19 protein-coding genes are annotated in these 23,271 nt (G+C 64.8%); 13 read left to right on the top strand and 6 right to left on the bottom strand.

All coding sequences use genetic code 11. The annotated features are described in order from the left end of the window. Positions 1–72 precede the first annotated feature (72 nt). The 5 genes from galE to CVS48_RS23745 all read right to left on the bottom strand — a co-directional run bounded on the left by galE (position 73) and on the right by CVS48_RS23745 (position 7,738). The gene (gene galE, locus CVS48_RS23725; RefSeq protein ID WP_100856583.1) at positions 73–1,140 is read right to left on the bottom strand and encodes a UDP-glucose 4-epimerase GalE; all 1,068 of its coding nucleotides are present in this window, start codon (positions 1,138–1,140) and stop codon (positions 73–75) included. Between the two features lie 11 nt (positions 1,141–1,151). Then, on the bottom strand, positions 1,152–2,819 hold the full coding sequence (pgi, locus tag CVS48_RS23730; RefSeq protein WP_100856584.1) for a glucose-6-phosphate isomerase: 1,668 nt from the start codon (positions 2,817–2,819) through the stop codon (positions 1,152–1,154). Positions 2,820–2,832: 13 nt separating this feature from the next. Then, positions 2,833–4,236 carry a phosphomannomutase/phosphoglucomutase gene (locus CVS48_RS23735; protein WP_100856585.1) on the bottom strand — a complete coding sequence of 468 codons (1,404 nt, stop codon included), beginning with the start codon at positions 4,234–4,236 and terminating at the stop codon, positions 2,833–2,835. Between the two features lie 20 nt (positions 4,237–4,256). Next, positions 4,257–6,518 carry a GNVR domain-containing protein gene (locus CVS48_RS23740; RefSeq protein WP_100856586.1) on the bottom strand — a complete coding sequence of 754 codons (2,262 nt, stop codon included), beginning with the start codon at positions 6,516–6,518 and terminating at the stop codon, positions 4,257–4,259. Positions 6,519–6,601: 83 nt separating this feature from the next. Beyond that, entirely contained in the window at positions 6,602–7,738 is a 1,137-nt protein-coding gene (locus CVS48_RS23745) for a polysaccharide biosynthesis/export family protein (RefSeq protein WP_100856587.1), read from the bottom strand. 244 nt (positions 7,739–7,982) lie between these two features. Here CVS48_RS23745 and CVS48_RS23750 point away from each other — a divergent pair, with 244 nt between their 5' ends. The 13 genes from CVS48_RS23750 (at position 7,983) to CVS48_RS23810 (ending at position 21,274) form a co-directional block, all read left to right on the top strand. Continuing rightward, complete coding sequence (locus CVS48_RS23750) at positions 7,983–9,392, top strand: undecaprenyl-phosphate glucose phosphotransferase (protein ID WP_100856588.1); 1,410 nt, start codon at positions 7,983–7,985, stop codon at positions 9,390–9,392. Positions 9,393–9,516: 124 nt separating this feature from the next. Further along, the gene (locus CVS48_RS23755; RefSeq protein ID WP_111886355.1) at positions 9,517–9,933 is read left to right on the top strand and encodes a GDP-mannose mannosyl hydrolase; all 417 of its coding nucleotides are present in this window, start codon (positions 9,517–9,519) and stop codon (positions 9,931–9,933) included. Positions 9,934–9,938: 5 nt separating this feature from the next. After that, complete coding sequence (locus CVS48_RS23760; protein ID WP_100856590.1) at positions 9,939–11,369, top strand: mannose-1-phosphate guanylyltransferase/mannose-6-phosphate isomerase; 1,431 nt, start codon at positions 9,939–9,941, stop codon at positions 11,367–11,369. After that, positions 11,356–11,766 carry a VanZ family protein gene (locus CVS48_RS23765; RefSeq protein ID WP_100856591.1) on the top strand — a complete coding sequence of 137 codons (411 nt, stop codon included), beginning with the start codon at positions 11,356–11,358 and terminating at the stop codon, positions 11,764–11,766. The genes CVS48_RS23760 and CVS48_RS23765 overlap by 14 nt, the downstream gene beginning before the upstream one ends. 10 nt (positions 11,767–11,776) lie before the next feature. Continuing rightward, positions 11,777–12,886, top strand: coding sequence for a GDP-mannose 4,6-dehydratase (gene gmd / locus CVS48_RS23770; protein WP_100856592.1), 1,110 nt, complete (start codon positions 11,777–11,779; stop codon positions 12,884–12,886). 6 nt (positions 12,887–12,892) lie between these two features. Continuing rightward, the gene (locus CVS48_RS23775) at positions 12,893–13,855 is read left to right on the top strand and encodes a GDP-L-fucose synthase family protein (protein ID WP_100856593.1); all 963 of its coding nucleotides are present in this window, start codon (positions 12,893–12,895) and stop codon (positions 13,853–13,855) included. 32 nt (positions 13,856–13,887) lie between these two features. Then, the gene (locus CVS48_RS23780) at positions 13,888–15,204 is read left to right on the top strand and encodes an oligosaccharide flippase family protein (protein WP_100856594.1); all 1,317 of its coding nucleotides are present in this window, start codon (positions 13,888–13,890) and stop codon (positions 15,202–15,204) included. A gap of 22 nt (positions 15,205–15,226) precedes the next feature. After that, positions 15,227–16,129: a glycosyltransferase family 2 protein gene (locus tag CVS48_RS23785; RefSeq protein WP_100856595.1), complete on the top strand. Its 903-nt coding sequence runs from the start codon at positions 15,227–15,229 to the stop codon at positions 16,127–16,129. A gap of 12 nt (positions 16,130–16,141) precedes the next feature. Then, positions 16,142–17,446, top strand: a complete 1,305-nt coding sequence (locus CVS48_RS23790) for an O-antigen ligase family protein (RefSeq protein WP_100856596.1) — start codon at positions 16,142–16,144, stop codon at positions 17,444–17,446. Further along, on the top strand, positions 17,439–18,566 hold the full coding sequence (locus CVS48_RS23795; RefSeq protein ID WP_100856597.1) for a glycosyltransferase: 1,128 nt from the start codon (positions 17,439–17,441) through the stop codon (positions 18,564–18,566). Before CVS48_RS23790 ends, CVS48_RS23795 begins: the two co-directional genes overlap by 8 nt. Positions 18,567–18,579: 13 nt before the next feature. After that, complete coding sequence (locus tag CVS48_RS23800; RefSeq protein ID WP_100856598.1) at positions 18,580–19,473, top strand: glycosyltransferase family 2 protein; 894 nt, start codon at positions 18,580–18,582, stop codon at positions 19,471–19,473. Beyond that, positions 19,470–20,030 (top strand): putative colanic acid biosynthesis acetyltransferase, encoded by a 561-nt coding sequence (locus tag CVS48_RS23805; RefSeq protein WP_100856599.1) that lies wholly within the window; start codon positions 19,470–19,472, stop codon positions 20,028–20,030. Before CVS48_RS23800 ends, CVS48_RS23805 begins: the two co-directional genes overlap by 4 nt. After that, a complete protein-coding gene (locus CVS48_RS23810; RefSeq protein ID WP_100856600.1) occupies positions 20,027–21,274 on the top strand; it encodes a glycosyltransferase WbuB in 1,248 nt (415 codons plus the stop codon). The genes CVS48_RS23805 and CVS48_RS23810 overlap by 4 nt, the downstream gene beginning before the upstream one ends. A 403-nt stretch (positions 21,275–21,677) precedes the next feature. Here the strand turns inward: CVS48_RS23810 and CVS48_RS23815 are convergent, their stop codons facing one another. After that, entirely contained in the window at positions 21,678–22,811 is a 1,134-nt protein-coding gene (locus CVS48_RS23815) for an IS481 family transposase (RefSeq protein ID WP_100853105.1), read from the bottom strand. Positions 22,812–23,271 lie beyond the last annotated feature (460 nt).

A 23,271-nucleotide genomic window follows, 5' to 3' on the forward strand; every position in this document is an offset into this window, starting at 1 on the left:
GCTACGCAATAGTCCCGTCAACTGTAACCGCTGGCGCCCCTTTTCCGGAAAACCTCCGATATGGCGTCGGGGTTATGCGGCGGCCTGGCTGGGCTCGTCCGGGGCGTAGCCCAGCGGGTTGCCTTGCTGCCAGCGCCAGCCGTCGGCGCACATGGCGGCCACGTCGTAGGTGCTGCGCCAGCCCAGCAGCGACTCGGCAAGCGCAGGGTCGGCCCAGGTGCGCGCCACGTCTCCGGGGCGTCGCGCCAGGGTCTGCAAGGGAATCCGGCAGCCGCTGGCTTGTTCAAACGCGCGCACCAGTTCCAGCACGCTGGTGCCCCGGCCCGTGCCCAGATTGACTGCAATAAACCCGGGGTGGTCCATGCAATACGACAACGCCCGCACATGGCCCTGCGCCAGGTCCATCACATGCAGATAGTCGCGCACGCCCGTGCCGTCGGCGGTGTCGTAGTCGTCGCCGAACACCCGCAGGAATGGCTGGCGGCCCACCGCCACCTGGGTGATGAAGGGGAACAGGTTATTGGGCAGGTCGCGCGGGCTCTCGCCGATCTGCCCGCTGGGGTGCGCGCCGATGGGGTTGAAGTAGCGCAGCGTGACGGCGCTGAAGGCGGGGTCGGCCGTGCAGACGTCGCGCAGCATCTCTTCCACCATCAGCTTGGTGCGCCCGTAGGGGTTGGCCGGCGCCAGCGGATGCGCCTCGGTAAAGGGCAGGTACTGGGGCTCGCCATACACGGTGGCCGACGAGCTGAACACCAGCCGCGTGACGCCCGCCTCGCGCATGGCGCGCAGAAGCACCATGGAACCCGCGACGTTGTTGTCGTAGTACTTGAGCGGGTCCGCCACCGATTCCCCAACCGCCTTGCAGCCGGCCAGATGCAGCACGGCCCGCACCGATTGGCCGCGTGCCGCCGCATCCGACAGCACGCGTTCGATCAGGCCCGGCGTGCGGATATCCCCTTCGATCAGGGGTATCGGCACGCCGCACAAGCGCTCGACCCGGCGCACGGCCTCGCGGCTGCCGTTGCTGAAGTTGTCCAGCACCAGCGGCCGCTGGCCGGCCGCCAGCATCGCAATCAAGGTGTGCGTGCCGATATAGCCAGCCCCGCCCGTGACCAGCACGTGCATGTCTGCGTCTGGCATCCCCGCCCCCGTCACAGGTGCGCCGCCACGCCCGGCACCCACGCGTGCCGGGGACGCGGCGCCTGCGCGTGGCCGCGGTAGCGATCGATCCAGTACGAGGTGGACGCATCGTGGCCCCAATCGACCACGCCGGCCGACACCGGCACCGCCAGTTCGCGCTCGATGCCCGAGGCCAGCCGCTTGCCCAGTTCCACGCCCCATTGATCGAAGGGGTTGATGCCCCACACCACGCTCTGCACGAACACCTTGTGTTCATACAGCGCCAGCAGCGCGCCCAGGCCGCGCGGGTCCAGTTGACGCAGCACGACCAGCGTGGACGGCCGCCCGCCCGGATGCACCATGTGCTGCGCCAGGCTCAGGGCGCGTTCCTGGTCGTCGATATGGGCCACGTCCTGCAAGGCTTCTTCCAGGCTCTTGCCGCGCAGCAGCGCCTGGCGCTGCGCCAGGCAGTTGGCCAGCAGCAGGCGGTGCGCGTCCGGGCTGTCCGCATGGCCTTGCAGGCTGGCGATGAAATCAACCGGCGCGCCGTTCTCACTTTGGTGCAGCCATTGGAAGAACGTGTGCTGGCCATCGGTGCCCGGCATGCCCCAGATGATGGGCGCCGTGGGCACGCCGACCGCCGTGCCGTCGCCCGCCACCCGCTTGCCCAGCGACTCCATTTCCAACTGCTGCAGGTAGGTCACCAGGTGCAGCAAGCGCGCGCTATAGGCGGCGATGTTCAAGGAGTTATGGCCCAGCACGCTGCAATTGACCAAGCCGGCCAAGGCCAGTTGGATGGGTGCGTTCGCGGCGAACGGCGCCTGCTGGAAATGCTGGTCCATGGCCTCGGCGCCAGCCCGCATGCCGATCAGCACCTCGGCGCCCACGGTCAGCGCGATGGACAGGCCGGCCACCGACCAGACGGAATAGCGTCCGCCCACCCAGTCGCACATCTTGAACGTGTGGCTGGCCGGCACGCCCAGGGCGCGCGCGGCCGACACGTTGGCGGTGACCGCCGCCAGGTGCTCGGACACATCGGCTACCCCGCCCTGCTTGAGCCACGCCATCGCCGTGCGCGCGTTGTGCAGGGTTTCGGAGGTGGTGAAGGACTTGGACGAAATCACCACCAGGCAGCGCCGCGGGTCCAGGCCGGCCACGGCGTCATGGAAGGCGTGGCCGTCGATGTTGGACACGAAGCGGATCTGGCGGCGCTGCGACGGGCCGCCGAACGCCTGAACCGCCAGGCGCGGGCCCCAGTCGCTGCCGCCGATGCCGATATGCAGCACCGTTGAAAAATCCGCCGTCTGGTCCAGCTTGCGCACGAAGTCGGTCATGCGCGAATACTCGCAGACCGAATCCGCGTCCAGGCCGTCCGGCTGCTCGCGGGTACGCCCCGCCCGCAGCGCGGTGTGCCAGGCGGGCCGGCCTTCCGTCCAGTTGACGGGGTCGCCCGCGAACAGCGCGTGGCGGGCATCCGCCAGCCCGCGCGCCTGCAGCAGATTCAATGCCGCCGCTTCCAGCGCGGGTGACTGGCGCTGCATGGTCAGGTCCACGCACAAGCCTGCGGCCTCGATCACTTTAAGCGTGTTGGCGTCCAGCTCGGCGGCCTCGGCGGCCTGCGCGAACGCCTGCCACTCAGGGCTTTGCGCCAGGCCGGAATTCGCCCTTAACGCCTCAATCGCATAATTGGCCTTTCCCATCGCGTGATGCTCCTTAGAACGGTAAACGAACATGAGGTGCAATGCGCCGGAACGCGTTGCGGAAATCCTCCTCGATACGGGCCAACGCGGCCACGGTGTCTCCTTCAAAACGCATCACCACCGTTGGCGTGGTGTTTGATGGACGCGCCAGGCCGAAGCCGTCGACGTAGTCCACCCGCACACCGTCCAGATCGTTGATGGACACCGCGCGGGGGAATTCCCCTTGTTGGCGCAGCGCCTCCACCAGTTCGAACTGTTCGCCTTCGGAGGTGTCCAGCTTGATTTCGGGGGTAGCGCAAGACTGCGGCAGGCTTTCCAGCAGGCCCGACGGGTCCGGCGCCGCCGACAGGATCTCCAGCAGCCGGGCAGCGGCGTAGATGCCATCGTCAAAGCCGTACCAGCGCTCTTTGAAAAACATGTGGCCGCTCATCTCTCCAGCAAGTAGCGCTCCCGACTCGCGCATCTTGGCCTTGATCAGGGAATGCCCGGTCTTGCACATGGTGGGTTTGCCGCCGGCCTCGAAGATGGCGCGGGCCACGTGGCGGCTGCATTTCACGTCGTAGAGCACTTCGGCGCCCGGGTTGCGCGCCAGCACGTCGCGGGCGAACAAAATCAGTTGCCTATCAGGCCAGATGATCTGTCCCGATTTCGACACCACGCCCAGGCGATCGCCGTCGCCATCGAAGGCCAGGCCGACCTCGCAGTCGGAATAGCGCAGGCAATAGATCAGGTCCTGAAGGTTTTGCGGGTCGGCCGGATCGGGGTGGTGGCCGGGGAAAGTCCCGTCCACCTCGCAGAACAGCTCGGTCACATCGCAGCCCAGCGCGCGAAACAAGGCCGGCGCCACCGCGCCCGCCACGCCGTTGCCGCAGTCGATGGCGATCTTCATCGGACGCGCCATGCGGATGTCGCCCACCAGGCGCGCGGCATAGCAGGGCTGAATCTGCATCTGCGTGCGCCCGCCCGACACGCTGGCCGATTCGATCGGCAAGCGCATCGCATCGCGCAACGCGGTAATGCCCTCGCCATACAGCGACGCGCCGTCCAGCACGATCTTGAAGCCGTTGTGCGACGGCGGGTTGTGGCTGCCCGTGACCGCGATGCCCGCCCCCGTGTCCATCAGGCGCGTGGCGAAATACACCATCGGCGTGGTCGCCATGCCGATGTCGATCACATGCATGCCCGCCGAACGCAGCCCGGCCTGCAAGGCCGCCGCCAGTTCCACGCTGCTCAAGCGGCCGTCGCGCCCCACCACCATCGAACGCGCCCCCTGCGCGTGTGCCTGGGTGCCCGCCGCCATGCCCAGGCTGTGGGCAAAGCGTGCGTCAATCTCGTCCGGTACCGTTCCTCTTATGTCGTAAGCCTTGAAAACCGCATCCAGAATTTGCGGGGTATCCCAGCCAAAAGTTCCGTGCATGCCAGTTTCTCCGGGTGGCGTTACTTGGGACCGTTCTGTTTGAAATCGCCGTAATACGCCGCACGGGAGTATCGATAATTCCCATACTTGGACCGGAAACCGAAGCGTTCCGGCATGAGCTTGAGGCCGTTGAACAGCACGCCGTCCACGGGTGCGCCGGCCTGGATCAGGCGCTTGGCCGTTTCGCGAATTTCGCCGACCGTGTTCATGCCCGAGCGCACCACCACCATGACGGCGGCCGCATGCGTGCCCACCACCGCCGCGTCGGGCGAGGACAGCACGGGCGCGGTGTCCAGGATCACCATGTCGTATTGCGAGGACAGCTCGCGCAGGGTCGCGCCGAACACGGGCGAAGCCAGCAGTTCAGACGGGTCGAAGGTGACCGCGCCGGTGGCGATGAAGTCCACGCCTTCGGACACGCTGTGCTTTCTGACGCGCGTCAGCGGAATCGTGCCCGACAGCACTTCGAACAGGCCGTCTTCCTTGGGCACGCCGAAATAGCGGTTCAACTGGCCCTTGCGGAAGTCGGCGTCGATCAGCAGCACGCGCTTGCCCACGCCGCCCTGGATGAACGCGAAGTTGGCCGACAGGAACGACTTGCCCACGCCCGCCACCGGGCCGGTGAACATCACCATGTTGTTGGCCGACTGACGCAGCGACGCTTGCAGCACGTTGCGAAACGACCGCAGGCTTTCGATGGGGGGTGAATTGCCCTGGCTTTGCGCCAGCAACGCGGGCACCGTGGCGTTCTTGCGCCGACTGCGGCGCCACAGCTTGTCCTGCATGTCGCTGTACGGAATGGCCGCCAGCACCGGCAGGCCCGTGTAGCGTTCCACATCGTCCGGCTCAGACAGGCCGCCGAACAGTGCATTGCGTACAAACGCGCACAGCATGCCGAAGATCAGGCCGATGACCGTGGCCACGCCAATGATGATCGCGGCCTTCGGGCGCACGGGGCGGTCCGGCTGCACCGCGGCGTCCAGGATGCGCACGTTGCCCACCTTGCCGGCGCGGATCAGGCGCAGTTGCTGCGCGTTGTTCAAGAGGCCCGTGTACAGCTCGGTGTTGACCCGCACATCGCGCACCAGGCGCACCACGTCCTGCTCCAGGTCCGGCAACTGCTTGATGTTGTTGCCGATGCGGCTGACGTCGTTCGACAGCGAAGCAATCTGCCGATCGATGGACACGATGCTGGGATGGCTGGGCGAAAAGCGCGTGATCAGTTCCTGGCGCTTGGCGCGCAGGTCCATCACGCGCGTTTGCGCTTCAACCGATTGGCCCAGGATCAGCTTGGCCTCTTCGCTCAGGTCGATGGTGCCGCGCTTGTTGCGCAAGGCGTTGTACTTGGTTTCGGCCGCGTCCAGCTCGCTCTTGAGCAACGGCAACTGCTGTTCCAGAAAGCCCAGCGACTTCTCGGCCTGCGCCGCCTTGCGGTTCACGTTCTGCTGCACGTATTCCTGGCCGATCTGGTTCAGCACGGCGGTGGTCAGCGCCGGGTCGTTGCCTTCCAGCGTGACGCCGATCACGCCCGACGCGCGGCCCCGCTCGAAGATGCCCATGTGCGACTGCACGTTTTCAATCGCCGCCAGGCGCGAGCTGCGCGAGATGGTGAACTGCGTGCCCGGGCGGCCCGTCAGCGCGTCGATATGCACGTCCATCACGCCACCGCCGGGCAGGCGGAACTGTTCGGGCTTGCCCACCGCGCCGCTGAACGTAGAGCCCGTGAACTTGTCGGTCACCGTGTAGCGCCCTTCGCCTTGCGTGGTCACGATGAACGGCTTGCCGAGCCATTCATTGGGCACGTCCAGGTGCGAGATCGCGATCGTCTCGCCGCCCCAGGCGTAGCCGCCGCGCGGCAGGCTGGAGGGATACGGCAAGGCTTCGTAGCGCTGGGCCAGCCATTCACCGATCACGGGGAAGTAGCGCGGCTTGGCGTGGATGTACAGCAAGAACTTGTCGACCGCCGGCCCCACCACCATGCGCGAACGCAGCACTTCCATTTCGCCCGAGGTCTCTGCCTTGGTATCGAACATCGACGACACATCGCCCAACAGGCTGCGCGCCTGCCCATTGGGCGCTTCTTCTTCAACCTGCACGATGATGTCGGCCGAATAGACCGATGGAGTCACCATCACGTAGGCCAGCGCGCCCAGGAAGGCGAGCAGCGTGATCGCAATGATCATCCACCGGTTGCTGATGATGGCATCCACGTGCGAGGACAACGGGGTTTCCTGCTGGCGAGCCGGGACGTTCGGCTCGAATGATTCGATGGGCAACGACATGCAGCTCTCCAGACGTGGGCGCCGCGGCGGATGCGGCGCCCCCAAAAGGCGTTGTTTAGGGCCGGTAAGCCCTGAAAGGCGGATTAATCGATCGACTTCACGGTCTGCACCGTTTGCGCGCTCGGGAACAGGTTGCTGATGAAGCGGTTCCACCGCACCAGCGATGCCGTATCCACGAACACGACGTCTTTGGGGTCCAGCTCAAACTTCGATCCCACTGCCAAAGCCTGCGGCGACTTGGCGTTCAGGTGGAACACCTCGGGCGTCGCTTGCTCGGTACTGCGCACCACAAACACTTGCGACGCATCGGCCGTCAACTGATTGGGGCCTCCCGCCAAGCCCAACGCCTCGGTCAACGACATGCGTCCATCGCGCATCACGACCGTGGTGGGCAGGAACACTTCGCCCATCACAAAGACCTTGCTGTCATCGCGCGGCGTCACACGTACGATGTCACCCGTTCTCAGCATCACTTGATTCAAGTCCTGGCCGCGTTCAACCAGCGCGGGCAAGTTCACACGGGTGCGGCGGCCATCGCGAATGACATAGACGGCGCTGCGGTCCGCGGTGGGCAGCAAGCCACCCGCGCGGTTGACCGCTTCGAGCAAAGTCATCGGAATGTCGTTGATGGCAACCGTGCCCGGGAACTTGACTTCGCCTTCCACGTAGACGCGCTTGCTTCGATAGCCCAGCACGCGTACCGTGATCTGCGGATCCTGGATGTACTTGCCGGAGCTATTCACTATGAGATTGCGCGCCTGCAGTTCCGTCAACCCCGCCACTTTCAGCAATCCCGTATAGGGAAATTGGATATATCCAGTGGATGAGACGGTATACCCCGGTATGCCCGAGGCGGTATCCCCCATGACTAGTTCGGTCACCCCAGTCCCGATTGCGTAGGTTTGCGTCGGAAGGACGAGTTCGGGGTGATCCCACACCACGATGGAAAGAATGTCGCCCGGCCCGATGCGGTAGGGCTCGGCGGTACCCAGCAGCTTTTCGACTCCGTCGTTGTTGATCAACGCCTGGCGGTTGCGCAGGTCGTCGACGACCAGCGAGGGTGTGATTTCCTTGATCGTCGCCACGGAATTCGGATCCAGGGGATCAACGAGGTGGTCGGATTTAAAGGTCATACCGGGGGACAAGGCGCAAGCGCCCAGCGAGGACACGAGCGCGATAGCGGCGATGGCTCGGCTCAACGTTCCGATAAATGTCGTCATGGCAAATCCACTGTGAATGACTTCGTTGCTTGGAATGGAGCCCGATGCGTAACGGGTTGCGACATTTCACTCTCTTTTCGAAGTCCCGCACATTCGACGGATGCCCTAAGCCTTCTCCTACATCGTTTGGAGGTTTCGGGTAAGCCTCGCACTCAATAAGATTTCGTCGGTAGCCACATGTTTTGCGGCAGTGCATCGTTTTTGCTTTCGCCGCAAGAAGACGCCCCACGAACAGGAGTGCGCGATGGACCCGTCCCAATCGGACACATCGGCAAGATTCAGCGGAGCAAGCTATCTGTACCGCCTGCTCGACGCCGCGATCGTCATCACCTGCGGCCTGACTGCCACCGGCTTGAAATTCTCGGACGATGCAATGGCGGAGCCTCCGCAGATTCATCTGTTCCTGATCTATTTGTGCGGCTTGGGCGTGATTGCCCTGTTCCCGGCATTTCGCCTGTACGTGTCATGGCGCGGCCGGCTGCTGACGGATCTGGTGGTGCGCAGCCTGGCCGCGTGGGCGACCGTGTTCGCGCTGGGCATCCTTGTCAGTTTTCTCATGCATCAGACCGCCGCGATATCCCGCATGTGGGCGGGTACCTGGTTTGGCATGACCGCCCTGACGCTGGCGGGTGTACGCATCGCGGTCTACGCCGCGCTGGGCGCCGCGCGCGATCGCGGCCTGAACAAGAAGCACGTGTTGCTGGTGGGCTTCGGCGCGCTGGGGCATGACCTGTGGCGCCGCGTCGAACGCTATCGCGGCGCGGGTTATGAAGTGGCCGGCATCTACGCCGAGCCGCACGAAAGCCTGCCGCCGCAAGTCCGCCGCCTGCACGAACTGGACAACCTGCACACCTTCGTGCGCGAAAACAATGTGCGCGAGATCTGGATCGTTCTTCCGATGGAGGCGGGCCAGGAATTGCGCGAAGTGCTGTATCACCTGCGCAACGACCTGGTGGATATCCGCTGGATTCCGGATGTGATGTCGATCCAGTTGCTGGGCCATCGCATCGGCGAATTCCTGGGCCTGCCCGCCATCCAGCTCAACAGCCTGCCGGCCGCCGGCGTGCGCGGCTGGGCCAAGGAAGTGTTTGACCGCAGCTTCGCGTTCTTCGCCTTGATCGGCCTGGCGCCCCTGATGCTTTCCATTGCGCTGGCCATCAAGCTGACTTCGCGCGGGCCGGTGTTCTTTACACAGCCCCGGCTGGGCGTGGACGGCAAGGTGTTCCACGTCTACAAGTTCCGCACCATGACCGTGCACCAGGAACAAGGCACGGTCACGCAAGCCACGCGCAACGATTCCCGCATCACCCGCATCGGCGGCTTTCTGCGTCGCACCAGCCTGGACGAGCTGCCGCAGTTCCTGAATGTGCTGATGGGCGACATGTCGGTGGTGGGCCCGCGTCCGCACGCGCTGGAGCACAACGAAATGTACAAGGACCTGGTGCAGCGCTACATGATGCGCCACCGCGTCAAGCCGGGCATCACGGGCTGGGCGCAGGTCAATGGCTTTCGCGGGCAGACGGACACGCTGCGCAAGATGAGCGACCGCGTCGAGCACGACATCTACTACATCCAGCATTGGACGTTTCGGATGGACCTCTTGATCATCGCCCGCACGGCCGTGTCGGGATGGACGGGCCGCAATGTCTACTAGCCCCTTGGGATGGCCCGCCGCGCGCCCGGAACCCCGCCCCGAGCCCAGCGCCGGTCTCGCCTTTGCGCCCTCCACCGCACCCGAAGGCGTATTGCCTCCCGCGGACTTCCGCCACGCCGTGCAGATGCTGCCGCTCGTTTCCATCGACCTCTTGCTGCGCGACGCCGGCGGCCGCTACCTGACCGGGCTGCGCACCAACCCGCCCGCGCGCGGCGCCTGGTTTGTGCCGGGCGGCCGCATTCGCAAGAACGAGCCCCTGCGCGCCGCGCTGGACCGCATCGCCCGTGAAGAACTGGGCCTGGCCATCGCGCCCGATGCGTGGAAGCCGCGCGGCGTGTACGAACACTTCTATGGCACCAATTTCGCGGGTGAAGCGGGACGCTCCACCCACTACGTCGTCCTCGCCTACGAGGCCGAGCTTTCGTTGGACACCGCAAGCCTTCCGCGCGGCCAGCACCACGGCTACCGCTGGCTGCAAGCGGAAGAGATCGCCGCCGATCCCGGCGTGCATCCGTACACCCAGGCCTACTTCAAGGAGTGAGCGCCATGACGAATCCCCCTCCCGCCTACCGGGCAGTCATCCTTTGCGGCGGTTCCGGCTCGCGCCTGTGGCCGCTGTCGCGCGAACTGTTGCCCAAGCAGTTCATCCGTTTGACCGATTCGCGCAGCCTGTTGCAGAACACGCTGCTGCGGCTGGGCTCGGCGGGCGCGCAAGCCAAGCCGATGCTGGTCTGCAACGATGCCCACCAATACATTGCCGCCGAACAGGCGCAGGAACTGGGCATCAAGGACGCGGAAGTGATTCTGGAGCCCTTCGCGCGCAACACCGCGCCGGCCATCGCCGCCGCCACGCTGCGCGCCATGCGCGACGGCGAAGACCCCATCATGCTGATCATGCCGTCCGACCACGTGCTGGAAGACGGCGAGGTGCTTCGGGCGGCCTTCGCCCAGGCCTATGAGGCGGCGCGCCAGGGCGCGCTGGTCACCTTCGGCATTACGCCCACCGCGCCGCTCAGCGGCTATGGCTACATCCAGTCGGACGAACCCGGCGAGATGGCGCCGGCGCGCCGGGTGCTGCGTTTTGTGGAAAAGCCCTCGCCCGAAGTCGCGCAACGCCTGATCGAAGACGGCGGCTATTACTGGAACAGCGGCATGTTCGCGTTCCAGGCGTCGGTGTTCCTGTCCGAGATGGGGCGGCTGGCGCCGAAGATGCTGGCGCAGGTGGAGGCGGCGGTGGCCGACGGCCATGGCGAAAACGCACTGTTCCACCTGGATGGCCCGGCGTTTGAGGCTTGCCCCAGCGACTCGATGGACTACGCCATCATGGAACGCACCGACAGCGCCGTGGTCATTCCGCTGGCGGCGTCGTGGAGCGACGTGGGCGCCTGGGACGCGGTCTGGGGCATCGCGCAGAAAACCGAGGAAGGCAATTCCACCAGCGGCGACGTCATGGTGGAGGATTCGCGCAACTGCCTGATCCATTCCACCAGCCGGCTGGTCGCTTCGGTGGGCCTGGACGACATTGTGGTGATCGAAACGGCGGACGCCGTGCTGGTGGCGCACAAGTCGCGCTCGCAAGACGTGAAGCGGCTGGTGGAAACGTTCAAGACGCAGCACCGCTCCGAACTGAACCACCATCGCGAGGTGCAGCGGCCCTGGGGCTCGTATGACTCGGTGGGCCACGGCCCGCGCTACCAGGTCAAGCGGATCACGGTAAAGCCCGGCGCGCGCCTGTCGTCGCAGATGCATCACCACCGCGCGGAGCACTGGATCGTGGTGTCGGGCACGGCGCGCATCTACAACGGCGACAAGCAGTACCTGCTGACGGAGAACCAATCGACCTACATCCCGCTGGGCGAAACCCACAGCCTGGAAAACCCGGGGAAGATTCCGCTGGAGATCATTGAAGTCCAGTCCGGCGCGTATCTCGGCGAAGACGACATCGTCCGTTTTCAAGACATGTATGGCCGAGTCTGAAGGGGTGTCTTCCGTCCCTTTTTGGCGTCCGGGCTTCGCCAGGCTCTGCCTGCCGGCGGCCGGCGTGTTCTTCCTGGTGCTGGTCACCGTGGGCAATCTGCCCGGCCTGGCGGCCGACATGTCCGACGCCTTTGGCGACAAGCGCCTGCATCTTGTGGCCTACGCCGTCCTGACGGGATTGATCTACCTGTCGGTCAACCGGCGCCCGGCGCTGGTGGCCATGTTGGCCGTGACGGCGCTGGGCGTGGTGGACGAGACCATCCAATCCTTTGTTCCCTACCGACAGGCTGAACTCTTAGACCTTTTGGCCGATATCTTGGCGGCGGGTGCAACAGTAATCTCATTGCACATCGGTTCCACAGCCTTCGGCTCCTTTCGTGAAGTCACTAAGTCTTAAGGACACAACCATGCCAAAACGGGCACTGATTACCGGCGTTACCGGCCAAGACGGGGCCTATCTGGCGGAGTTCCTGCTGGCCAAGGGCTATGAGGTCCACGGCATCAAGCGGCGCGCTTCGCTGTTCAACACCGCCCGCATCGATCATCTGTACCAGGATCCCCACGACAAGCCGCGCAATTTTGTGCTGCACCATGGCGATATGACGGACTCTTGCAGCCTGATCCGTATCGTGCAATCGGTGCAACCCGACGAAATCTATAACCTGGCCGCCCAAAGCCATGTGGGGGTCTCGTTCGAAGAGCCGGAGTACACCGCCAACGCCGACGGCCTGGGCACCTTGCGCCTGCTGGAAGCCATCCGCATCCTGAAGCTGGAAAACAAGTCGCGCTTTTATCAGGCGTCGACCTCGGAGCTGTACGGCCTGGTGCAAGAAACGCCGCAGAAGGAAACCACCCCCTTCTACCCGCGCAGCCCCTACGCCGCCGCCAAGCTCTACGCCTATTGGATCAGCGTGAACTACCGCGAAGCGTATGGCATGTACGCCTGCAACGGCATCCTGTTCAACCACGAATCGCCCAAGCGCGGCGAAACCTTCGTCACGCGCAAGATCACGCGCGGGCTGGCGCGCATTGTGCTGGGCCTGCAGGAATGCCTGTACCTGGGCAACCTGTCCGCCCTGCGCGACTGGGGCCATGCGCGCGACTACGTCGAAATGCAGTGGCTGATGCTGCAACAGGACACGCCCGAGGACTACGTCATCGCCACCGGCTTGCAGTACAGCGTGCGTGAATTCATCAATACAGCGGCCCGCGAGCTGGGCATTCTGTTGGCGTGGGAAGGCGAAGGCCTGGAAGAAACGGCCACCGTGCTGTTCTCGCCCGTGCATGACGTGAAGCCCGGCCAGGTGATCGTGCGCGTGGACCCGCGCTACTTCCGCCCGACCGAAGTGGAAACCCTGTTGGGCGACCCCACCAAGGCGCGCGAAAAGCTGGGCTGGTCGCCGCGCACCACGTTCGCGGAATTGGTCAAGGAAATGGTGGAGGCCGACCTGAAGGATGCGCGTCGCGATGCGCTGGTCGAACAGAACGGCTACGAAATCTACGCCTACAAGGAGTAGTCGGCCATGACGAACCTGGACCAACGCGTGTTTGTCGCGGGCCATCGCGGCATGGTCGGCGCCGCGATCACCCGCGAGCTGCACCGCCGTGGCTATCAGCACGTGCTGACCCGCAACCGAACCGAGCTGGACCTGGAAAACCAGAACCAGGTGCATCGCTTCTTCTCGACCACGCCGGTCGACGTGGTGTATCTGGCGGCCGCCAAGGTGGGCGGCATCCTGGCCAACCAGAACCATCCCGTCGACTTTCTCTACAAGAACCTGATGATCCAGTGCAACGTGATCCGCGCCGCGTATGCGGCCGGGGTGCGCAAGCTGCTGTTCCTGGGTTCGTCCTGCATCTACCCGCGCGAGGCGCCCCAGCCCATCCGCGAAGACGCCTTGCTGACCGGCCCGCTGGAAGCCACCAACGAGCCCTACGCCATCGCCAAGATCGCGGGCCTGAAGCTGTGCGAAGCCTACCAGCGGGAATACGGGGCGCGCTTTATCTGCGCCATGCCCACCAACCTGTACGGCCCGCACGACAACTACGACCTGCACAGCAGCCACGTGCTGCCGGCGCTGATCCGCAAATTCCATGAAGGCCGCGAAGCCGGCCAGGAAAGCGTGACGATCTGGGGCACGGGCACGCCGCTGCGGGAATTCCTGTACGTGGACGACCTGGCGAAAGGCTGCGTGATGCTGATGGAACACCCCGACGCCGAAGGCATCTACAACATCGGCGCGGGCAAGGACATCAGCATTGCGGACCTGGCGGCGCTGGTGGCGCGCGTGGTCGGCTACCAAGGCCGCATCGTCTACGACACCGGCAAGCCCGACGGCACGCCGCGCAAGCTGATGGATTCGTCGCGGGTCCAGGCGCTGGGCTGGCAACCCGCCGTGTCCTTGAGCGACGGCATCGCGCTGGCCTACGGGCATTTCCTGCGCGAACGTGCCGATCAATCCCAACCGGCGCTGCCCGTGGCCTGAGGGCCGCGCCAGCATCAACCACAGGTTCCCCGATGTTTGGATTCCTCAGGAAACACATCGCCGGCAATGCCTCGTTCTGGGGGCTGGTGGAATACGGCATCGGCCCGGTCGCGGCGCTGATCGCCCTGCCCATCCTGTTCCGCCAGTTGGGCACGGTGGGCTTTGGCCAGTATTCGATGATCATCGCGCTGGCCGGGTTCGGCAACGCCGCGAACCTGGGCGCGGCGGTCACCGCGACCAAGCTGGTGTCCGAACGCCTGCACGAACCGGGCGGCGCCTACCGCGCGGCGGGGGTCAGCATGTCGCTGATCGGCTGCGCGCTGGGCGTCGTCACGCTGGCCGCCGTATTGCTGTGGGCCGTGGTGGGCCTGGCCTGGCCGGCCGCCACGTTCGGCGGCGTGGCCGTCACGCTGTTGGCCATGCCCGCGCTGGCCATCTACCTGACCCAGCAGTACGACCAATTGTTTTCGGGTTGCCTGAAAGGCCGCGAGGACTTCCGCGCCACCGCGCTGTGCGAAGTGTTCAGCCGCAGCGGCACCATGGCGCTGGCCTGCGCGACCGCCTGGTACACCGCGTCGCCCACCTACACCGGCCTGGCGCAGGCCGCCGGCTTGTTGATTGCGGGCAGCGTGAAGATGCGCGTGTTCTCGCGCGCCTATGGCCGAGTCGTGGTGCGGCCCGTGCGCGACCGGGGCGCCATGATGGACGCCTTCAAGTTTTCGCGCTGGTCCTGGCTGAACAGCCTGAGCGCGCTGGCCTTCGGCTCGGTGGACCGCGTGCTGGTGGGCAGCATGATGGGGCCGGCCGCGCTGGCGATCTATACGGTGGGCGTGCAAGTGGGCCAGATCATCCACACCGCCGCCGTCGCGATCTTCCAGAAGGCGATGCCGCGCGTCACGCGCCTGTCGGTGTCGCCCCCTTATGCGGGCGCCGCCGAACGCGAGATCCGCCGCATGATGATGTGGAACCTGCTGCTGTCGTCGATCGCCACGCTGGCGGTGCTGGCGGTCAGCCGCCCGCTCTTGAACCTGCTGCTGGGCGATAACGTGGCGGCGGGCCACTTGGGCACCTTCCAGTTGCTGATCGTGGCCTCCGGGCTGCTGTCATTGAACGCCGCGGCCCACTTCTCGTTGTTGGGGCTGGGCAATTCCCGCGCCGTCGCCATCCTGAACGGGCTGGGCGGACTGGCGATGTTGTGCGTCATGGCGGGATTGGTGCACGCCGCGGGCGAACATGCGGCGGCGTGGGGCCGCATGGCTTATGCGGCAATCACGCTGGCCGGCGTGGCACTTGCAATCCGTCAATCGCGCCCCGAGTATCCGGGCGCGTTACCCGCGGCCACCCGATAACACCAACATGCTGAGGTCTTACATGCGCAAGCGTCATAACGAGTATTCACGTCAGCTCATCGACTTCGTCCGCGAGCTGCGTCCGCCCGCGCCGATCGCCGGCGGCCTGTTGCCCAAAGTGACCATCGTGACCCCGTCGTTCAACCAGGCCAAGTTCCTGGAACGCACCATTCTGTCAGTGCTGAACCAGGGGTATCCGCGTCTGGAATACATCATCATCGACGGCGGGTCGACCGACGGCAGCGTGGACATCATCCGCAAGTACGAGCGCTACCTGAGCTATTGGGAGAGCACGCCGGACCGCGGGCAATCGCACGCCATCAACAAGGGCTTCGAACGCGCCACGGGCGACTACGTGGGCTGGCAGAATTCAGACGACCTGTATTTTCCCGGCGCGCTGCGCAAGCTGGGCGCGGCGGCCTCGCGCGGGCGCGCGCCGATCGTCAGCGGCAACCTGTTCGTGGCCGACGCCAACAACCACATCTTCCGCAAGATCCACTACACGCCGGTCAACCGCGGCACCCTGACGGTGGTGAAGGCATCCATTCCGAACCAGTCGGCCATCTTCCGCCGCGACCTGTTGCGCAAGTACGGGCTGCTGCAGGAAAGCATGCGCTACTGCATGGACCTGGAACTCTGGAGCCGCCTGCTGCGCGAAGGCAAGAACCTGATCGTGCCCGATGCGCTGGGCGTCTACACCGCCCACGACGAAACCAAGACGGCGTTGATGCAGGACGTGCTGCTGGAAGAGCGCGAGCAGATCGTCACGCGCATCCGGCGCACCGAGCCCGGCCTGGGCCGCTTGTTCGAACTGTCGTGCCGCGCCTCGAAGGTGGCCGCCCACGCCCGCCAGGGGGACCTGACGTACCTGTTCGAAAAGCTGACCACGAAGATCTTCGGACGCGACGACTGGGCCGCGCACTAGGACGATGCCGACATGAGCCCGCACCGCCGCTTCTCCACCTTGCATCTGCTGGGGCTGTTTGCCTTCACCGCGCTGGCCCTGAACGATGACCGCTTCATCCTGGGCGTGGGCAGCTTCAAGTTGTCGCCCTTCGATGTGCTGTTCGTGATGATCCTGGCGGTCAAGGCGCTGCGGCTGTCGGAGCCCAGCGCCTATGCCTTGCCGCGCGGCATGCTGGGTGCGCTGCTGGGCTTGCAGACATTGTCGGTCATCTATCTGCTGCTGGTGTCGATGGACCACCCCGGCATTGAAACGGGCGATGTGGCGCGCGATCTGCGCATCGTGTTCTATTTCCTGTGCACGCCGTTCCTTTGCTACAAGGACATCGACAGCCCCGCCGCCTACGCCGTGCTGCAGAAATACATCGTGGCGGCCTGCCTGTTCGTGGCCGTGCAGATGTTGCTGGAGCAGGCAACGGGCTTCAGTGTGGCGGATCCCCTGCGCAATGTGCGGCTGGGCGTCTGGGCCATCCCCTTTGGCGTGGTGTCGCTGTTGACCTTCCGGCGCACCTTGAACGTGTCCGGCCCCAAAGCCTACGCGCTGACACTCTTCATGCTGCTGGCGCTGGTGTTTTCGCTGAACCGCAGCCAGTACCTGCAATTGGCGGTGTCCGTCTTCATCGCGGTGCTGCTGGGCACGGGCCCGGAAATCCGCCGGCGCGCGGTGCTGATCTTCGTGCCTGCGGCCGTGGCGGGCGTGCTGGTGTTTGCCAGCATCGGCTACCTGGACGTGCTGGCCAACCGCATCTTCAGCGTCGAAAAGCTGGATGAGGATTCCAGCTACGGCGCGCGCATCCAGGAAATGGAAGGCCAGATGGACTTTTTCGCCGAAAGCCCGGTGTTTGGCAAAGGGGCGGGCTTTCGCAGTTGGGTCATGGGCGAGAACGGCTTCGAGCTCAGCACCTTCGCGCACAACTCCTGGGCCTTCTATCTGATGAAGTTCGGCGTGGTGGGCACCACCATGATCATGCTGCCGCCCTTGCTGATCCTGCTGCTGACCTTGCTCAGGCGGTACGCGCACCCGGGCCTGGAAATGCACCGGCGCTACCTGCTGGCCACCGCGCCCATCTACATCTTCATTGATTCGTTGTCCGGCGGGCTGGCCTACGCGCCCAAGACCGCCTTCACCGGATTCCTGTTGTGCTACTGCCTGTCGTTGATGCGAAATGCCCAGATCATGCCCGTGCCCAGGGCGGATGCGCCCGTGGCCCGGCGCCCCACCAGCCACCGTCCGGATGCCGCGCACCGGTCGCCACCTCGAGTGATACCCCATGCCTGATGTCTTGTTTGTCGCGCCAGACTTGCACGGCGGCGTCGGAAGATGCGTTGCCTTCATCGTGGATGCCTTGCCGGAACAGGGAGTGGATTCCGCCCTGTTCCTGCTGCGTTCGCGCAACCGGGAATACCCGGTCGCCAACCCGAAGGTGACGCGCGCCCTGCCCATCATCGAATCATCCACCAAGCTGCGGCTGATGCTGCCCTTTGCCTTCATGAAGTTGATGGCCCAGATCCGCCGCGACAAGCCGGCCATCGTGTGTTCGCACGGCTTGCTGTGCAACATGCTGGTGGTGCTGGCCAGGAAGATGCTGGGCGGCAAGTTCCGCACCGTGGCCTTCGAACACAGCAGCCCCGCCATCCATTACGGCGCGTCGAAAATGCGGCGGCTGAAGTGCTGGCTGGTCAGCCAGACGTATCGCCGGCATGACGCGGTGGTGGGCGTGTCGCGCGGCGTGAAGGAAGACCTGGTCAGCATGTTTCCGCCGCTGCGCGGCAAGGTACATACGATCTACAACGGCGTGCCCCTGGACAATGTGCGCCGGCAAGGCGCGCAGCGCACCGAAGGCGACGGCGCGGCGCCCTATCACGTGGTGGCGGTGGGTCGGCTGGAGGCCGTGAAAGACTACGCCACCCTGATCGACGCCGCCGCCTTGCTGGACGACCCCGGCATCGCCTTCACCATCCTGGGCGAAGGCTCCGAACACGCCGCCCTGCAAAAGCGTATCGACGAGCGCGCCTCGCGCAGCCCCGTCACGCTGGCCGGGCATATCGACAACCCCTTTCCCGTCATCGCCAGCGCCGGGGCGTTCGCCTTGACCTCCATCCGCGAGAGCTTCGGCAACGTGCTGGTCGAAGCCTTGTGCCTGGGCGTGCCGGTGATATCCACCGATTGTCCCCACGGCCCCGCCGAAATTCTTGATGCCGGCCGCTATGGCCTTTTGGTGCCGGTGGGTGACGCGGCGGCGCTGGCCGACGCCGTGCGCCGGCTGGCCTACGACGCCAAGATGCGCGAGCAACTGGCGGCGCAAGGCCCCGAGCGCGCCGACGCCTTTTCCCTAGAGCGGCACTGCCGCAACGTCATCGCGCTATTCCAGCCGCTGATGCAACGCGGCACGCCTTGAACAGGAAGGAATCATGCAGAAAATACCGGTTTCCGTGGTGGTCATGACGAAGAACGAAGAGCGCAACATCGCCAAATGCCTGAAGGCGCTGGTGGATTTTGACGAAGTCTTCGTGGTGGATTCCAACAGCACCGACGCCACCTGCGCGATGGCGACGGCGCTGGGCGCCCGCGTCTCCAACTTCCAATGGAACGGCAAGTACCCGAAGAAGAAGCAGTGGTGCCTGGAGCAACTGCCCTTCTCGCATCCCGTCGTGCTGTACGTGGACGCCGACGAGGAAATGACCCCCGCCCTGGCCGAGGAAATCCGCGAGGTGCTGCCTCGCTTCGCGGCGGGCGCGGGTGGCGCCTTCGTGCCGTTCGATTACGTGTTCTGCGGCAAGAAGCTGGAACACGGCCACCGCGTCTACAAGCTGGCGCTCTTGGCGCGCAAGCAATCGCGCTTCCTGGATTACGACGACCTGGACGTGGCGCATATGTGGGAAGTGGAAGGCCACTACCAACCACAGGTCAAGGGCGAGACCTTTGCCTTGCGCCAGCGCATGGTGCACAACGACCACGATTCGCTCTTTCACTATTTCGACAAGCACAACCGCTATTCGGATTGGGAAGCCAACCTGCGCACCAAGGGCCTGATGAACGATCCGCGCGAAGCCAACGTGGGCGCGCGCGCGCTCCTCAAGCGCATCTTCCAGGCCATGCCCTTCAAGGCGCCGATCTCGTTCCTGCATTCCTACGTGTTCCGGCTGGGCTTCCTGGACGGCAAGGCGGGCTATGACTACGCGGTGGCGCGCGCCATGTACTACTGGCAGATCCGCATCAAGACCGAAGAACTGCAAAAGGCTCGGCTGGCGCGCGCCGGCGAGGCGGATGCCGAGGCCGACGCCGTGACCGGAGCCGCCAAATGAGCACATTGCAGCAACTGGATCGCTTTGCGCTGGCGCCGGGCCAACGTGGCCGCTCCGCGCTGACTGTGCAACTGTGGTGGACGGTGCAAAGCACCTTGTTTCGGTGGTCGCCGCAGGTGGCGTATGGCTTTCGGCGCTGGCTGCTGCGTTGCTTTGGCGCGCAGGTGGGCAAGAAGGTGCTGATCCGGCCTAGCGCCACGGTGACCTATCCGTGGAAAGTGCAGATTGGGGACTATGCCTGGATCGGCGACGACGCCGTCCTCTACAGCCTGGGTCCCATCCAGATCGGCGCGCATGCCGTCGTGTCGCAACGCAGTTATTTGTGCGCGGCCGACCACGACGCGGGCCAACCGGACTTTCCCCTGCGCGAACGCGCCGTCCGCGTCGAGGACGGCGCCTGGGTAGCGACCGATGTCTTCGTCGGACCCGGCGTCACCATTGGCCGCGAGGCCGTGGTGGGCGCGCGCAGTTCGGTCTTTCGCAACATGCCGCCCGCGATGGTCTGCCACGGCAACCCCTGCCGCCCGGTGCGCCCGCGCATGGCGACAAAACCATGAAGATCCTGATCTACGGGATCAACTACGCACCAGAACTGACCGGCATCGGCAAGTACAGCGCCGAGCTGGCCGAATGGCTGGCCGCGCACGGCCACGAGGTCAGCGTGGTGACCGCCCCGCCCTACTACCCGCAGTGGCAGGTACATGACGGCTATCGCGCGGGACGTTATCAGAAGGAAGTGCGGCGCGGCGTGACCGTGCGCCGCGCGCCGCTGTGGGTGCCCACGCGTCCCGGCGGGTTGAAACGCCTGATCCACCTGGCCAGCTTCGCCGTGTCCAGCCTGCCCTCTCTGCTGCGCGCGGCGGCGGGGCGGCCGGACTTGATCCTGGTGGTAGAGCCCGCGTTGTTCTGCGCGCCGGCCGCCTGGATCACGGCGCGCCTGTGCGGCGCGCGCGCGTGGCTGCACATACAGGATTACGAAGTGGACGCCGCGTTTGAACTGGGCCTGCTCAAGGGCGCCGGCCTGCGCGCGGTGGTGAAGCGGGCCGAGCGCTGGTTGATGCGCCGCTTTGATCGGGTGTCGACGATATCCCAGCGCATGCTGGACCTGGCGCTGGCCAAGGGCGTGGAGCCCGACCGCGCGGTGCTCCTGCCCAACTGGATCGACGTCAACGCCATCACGCCGCGCGCGGAGGGTGGCGACTATCGCACCGAGCTGGGCATTCCCGATAACGCCATCGTGGCGCTGTATTCCGGAAACATGGGCGGCAAGCAAGGCTTGCAGACGCTGGCGGATGTGGCGCGCCGGTTAAGCCGCGAGAGCCGGCTGTGGTTTGTGTTCTGCGGGCAAGGTCCGGAACGCGAACCCTTGGAAGCGGCGTGCCAGGGTTTGGCGCGCGTGGTGTTTCTGGATTTGCAGCCGGCCGATCGGCTGGGCGCGTTGTTGAACACCGCGGATATTCATTTGCTGCCGCAACGCGCAGGCGCGGCCGACCTGGTGATGCCGTCGAAGCTGACGGGAATGCTGGCCAGCGGACGCCCCGTGGTGTGCGGCGCGGCGCGGGGGACCGAGCTGGCGAGCGTGGTGGCGCGCTGCGGGTTGGTGACGCCGCCCGAGGATGCCGAGGCGATGGCCGAAGCGGTGCGCAAGCTGAGCTACAACGCAGCGATCCGCGAGACGCTGGGCGCCGCGGCGCGGTTGTATGCGTTGAATAATCTGGATGTGGACGCGGTGCTGGCGGCGGCGGAAAGGGAATTTGGGAAGGTGGTGGGGGGCAAGGAAGCGGCGGCGGTGGGGAGGTAGGCGGGTATTTGAGTTTTGCGGGAGATAGGACGGGGGTGTTTTTAGGGAAGAAAGGACGGGGATTTTTTTAAGGAAGAAAGGACGGGGATTTTTCTGCCGTCCTTTTTTTATTCTGGCGTTGCTTGATGGGTTGCGCGCGATGGGCGGTGTGTTCTTGTCGAGGTCTTGCCGCGCTCCACCCATCCTACATGCCACGGTGCAGCGCCCGTAGGATGGGTGCAGCGCGACACGGTCATGCCCAGAACCCACAACGCCGATCGCGCGGAACCCATCTTGCAACGGTTCGTATATGGAGGGGTTGCGGAAGAATTGGGGCGCTGCTTGATGGGTTGCGCGCGATTGTATGGACCGGGGACATGGGTGACACATGTTCGGGGACATGGGTAACACATAGGTTTTTATCCTATTGGCGTGCTCTGAGGTCGATCTGTTGAACAATTTTGTACAGGAAGACGACATCAAGCACGCCGTCTTGCGAGGAGGGTCTGACCGCGACAGGCAGACCCGCCATTCCCTCTCCGACGAAGACGACGCGTCCGTTCACAATGATCTGCCCTTTGGTCCTGACCTTGAGCACTCGATCGCCCGGCTCGTATTCGATCGGGGGCAACGAGGCAGGATAGCGACGAGGGCTAGGTCGATATCTCGACAGGGGCGGCATCTGCCCCAACGCCTGGTGGGGCCGGACGTGGTTGTACTGTTCACGCCACTGATCCATGGCTTGCTGGCAGTCCAGCAGACTGCTAAACCCCCGGGCCTGGATCAACTCGCGCTTGAGCGTTCGATGCAGGCGTTCTAGCTTGCCTTGGGTTTGCGGGTGGCGAGGGCGACTGTGGCTGATACGCACACCCAGCCGCATGAGCCAAACCTCCAGGCCTGTCAGCCCCAGGCCGCGCACCGATGCCCAGGATGGGCCGTTGTCCGCGGTGATCCGTTCGGGCAATCCGTAACGGCGAAATACGGCCTTCAGGTGCTGCTGCACAGTTTTGCTGCGCTCATCGCCACAAGCCTGGATGCACAGGGCGTAGCGTGAGTGATCGTCCAATAGCGTCAGCGGATGGCACCGTCCCTGACGCGCGTCGGTCAGGGCAAAGTGCCCCTTGAAGTCCATCTGCCACAACAGGTTTGGCGCCTCATGCTCAAAGCGCTGGTTCGCCAGCCCGACGTTCGAGTCCTCGCCTTGGACCCGATAGCCATGTCGTCGCAAAATTGCCGAGATGGTACTGGGCGCGGGCGCCGTAGTCGGCCCAAGCAGCGCCCGCAACTTGCGAGGCCCCCAGTACGGGTAACGCTTGTGCAGGTCGATCACCTGCGCTTCGATTTGCTCACACGTGCGCCCAGGACTATTGCCTGGCCTGCGAGACAGATCTTGCAACCCAGCCTGGCCGTTCTGCTCGTAGCGGCCCAACCACTTGTATGCGGTCTTGGCGCTGATATCGAAACGCCGGCAAAGCTCCCGCACATTGCTGCCCGGTTGCAGGGCAAGCTGAACGAACTCCATTCGGCAGGACATAAGGCTTGACTCCTTCCACGGCATCGCTCGCTCCTAAAAACGACCATACCGTGATGCTAGAAGTGTTACCTATGTCCCCGAACACCCGTTACCCATGTCCCCGGGCCATACACGCGATGGGCGGTGTGTTCTTGTCGAGGTCTTGCCGCGCTCCACCCATCCTACATGCCACGGTGCAGCGCCCGTAGGATGGGTGCAGCGCGACACGGTCATGCCCAGAACCCACAACGCCGATCGCGCGGAACCCATCTTGCAACGGTTCGTATATGGAGGGGTTGCGGAAGAATTGGGGCGCTGCTTGATGGGTTGCGCGCGATGGGCGGTGTGTTCTTGTCGAGGTCTTGCCGCGCTTCACCCATCCTACATACCACGGTGCAGCGCCCGTAGGATGGGTGCAGCGCGGCACGGTCAAGCCCAGAACCCACAACGCCGATCGCGCGGAACCCATCTTGCAACGGTTCGTATATGGAGGGGTTGCGGAAGA

It is taken from the genome of Achromobacter spanius (assembly GCF_002812705.1).
Lineage (GTDB): Bacteria > Pseudomonadota > Gammaproteobacteria > Burkholderiales > Burkholderiaceae_B > Achromobacter > Achromobacter spanius.

What these genes read in the sequence shown, in the direction of transcription:
- galE (WP_100856583.1), bottom strand. Translation starts at nt 1,140, where the DNA reads ATGCCAGACGCAGACATGCACGTGCTGGTCACGGGCGGGGCTGGCTAT.
- pgi (WP_100856584.1), bottom strand. Translation starts at nt 2,819, where the DNA reads ATGGGAAAGGCCAATTATGCGATTGAGGCGTTAAGGGCGAATTCCGGC.
- CVS48_RS23735 (WP_100856585.1), bottom strand. Translation starts at nt 4,236, where the DNA reads ATGCACGGAACTTTTGGCTGGGATACCCCGCAAATTCTGGATGCGGTT.
- CVS48_RS23740 (WP_100856586.1), bottom strand. Translation starts at nt 6,518, where the DNA reads ATGTCGTTGCCCATCGAATCATTCGAGCCGAACGTCCCGGCTCGCCAG.
- CVS48_RS23745 (WP_100856587.1), bottom strand. Translation starts at nt 7,738, where the DNA reads ATGACGACATTTATCGGAACGTTGAGCCGAGCCATCGCCGCTATCGCG.
- CVS48_RS23750 (WP_100856588.1), top strand. Translation starts at nt 7,983, where the DNA reads ATGGACCCGTCCCAATCGGACACATCGGCAAGATTCAGCGGAGCAAGC.
- CVS48_RS23755 (WP_111886355.1), top strand. Translation starts at nt 9,517, where the DNA reads ATGCTGCCGCTCGTTTCCATCGACCTCTTGCTGCGCGACGCCGGCGGC.
- CVS48_RS23760 (WP_100856590.1), top strand. Translation starts at nt 9,939, where the DNA reads ATGACGAATCCCCCTCCCGCCTACCGGGCAGTCATCCTTTGCGGCGGT.
- CVS48_RS23765 (WP_100856591.1), top strand. Translation starts at nt 11,356, where the DNA reads ATGGCCGAGTCTGAAGGGGTGTCTTCCGTCCCTTTTTGGCGTCCGGGC.
- gmd (WP_100856592.1), top strand. Translation starts at nt 11,777, where the DNA reads ATGCCAAAACGGGCACTGATTACCGGCGTTACCGGCCAAGACGGGGCC.
- CVS48_RS23775 (WP_100856593.1), top strand. Translation starts at nt 12,893, where the DNA reads ATGACGAACCTGGACCAACGCGTGTTTGTCGCGGGCCATCGCGGCATG.
- CVS48_RS23780 (WP_100856594.1), top strand. Translation starts at nt 13,888, where the DNA reads ATGTTTGGATTCCTCAGGAAACACATCGCCGGCAATGCCTCGTTCTGG.
- CVS48_RS23785 (WP_100856595.1), top strand. Translation starts at nt 15,227, where the DNA reads ATGCGCAAGCGTCATAACGAGTATTCACGTCAGCTCATCGACTTCGTC.
- CVS48_RS23790 (WP_100856596.1), top strand. Translation starts at nt 16,142, where the DNA reads ATGAGCCCGCACCGCCGCTTCTCCACCTTGCATCTGCTGGGGCTGTTT.
- CVS48_RS23795 (WP_100856597.1), top strand. Translation starts at nt 17,439, where the DNA reads ATGCCTGATGTCTTGTTTGTCGCGCCAGACTTGCACGGCGGCGTCGGA.
- CVS48_RS23800 (WP_100856598.1), top strand. Translation starts at nt 18,580, where the DNA reads ATGCAGAAAATACCGGTTTCCGTGGTGGTCATGACGAAGAACGAAGAG.
- CVS48_RS23805 (WP_100856599.1), top strand. Translation starts at nt 19,470, where the DNA reads ATGAGCACATTGCAGCAACTGGATCGCTTTGCGCTGGCGCCGGGCCAA.
- CVS48_RS23810 (WP_100856600.1), top strand. Translation starts at nt 20,027, where the DNA reads ATGAAGATCCTGATCTACGGGATCAACTACGCACCAGAACTGACCGGC.
- CVS48_RS23815 (WP_100853105.1), bottom strand. Translation starts at nt 22,811, where the DNA reads ATGCCGTGGAAGGAGTCAAGCCTTATGTCCTGCCGAATGGAGTTCGTT.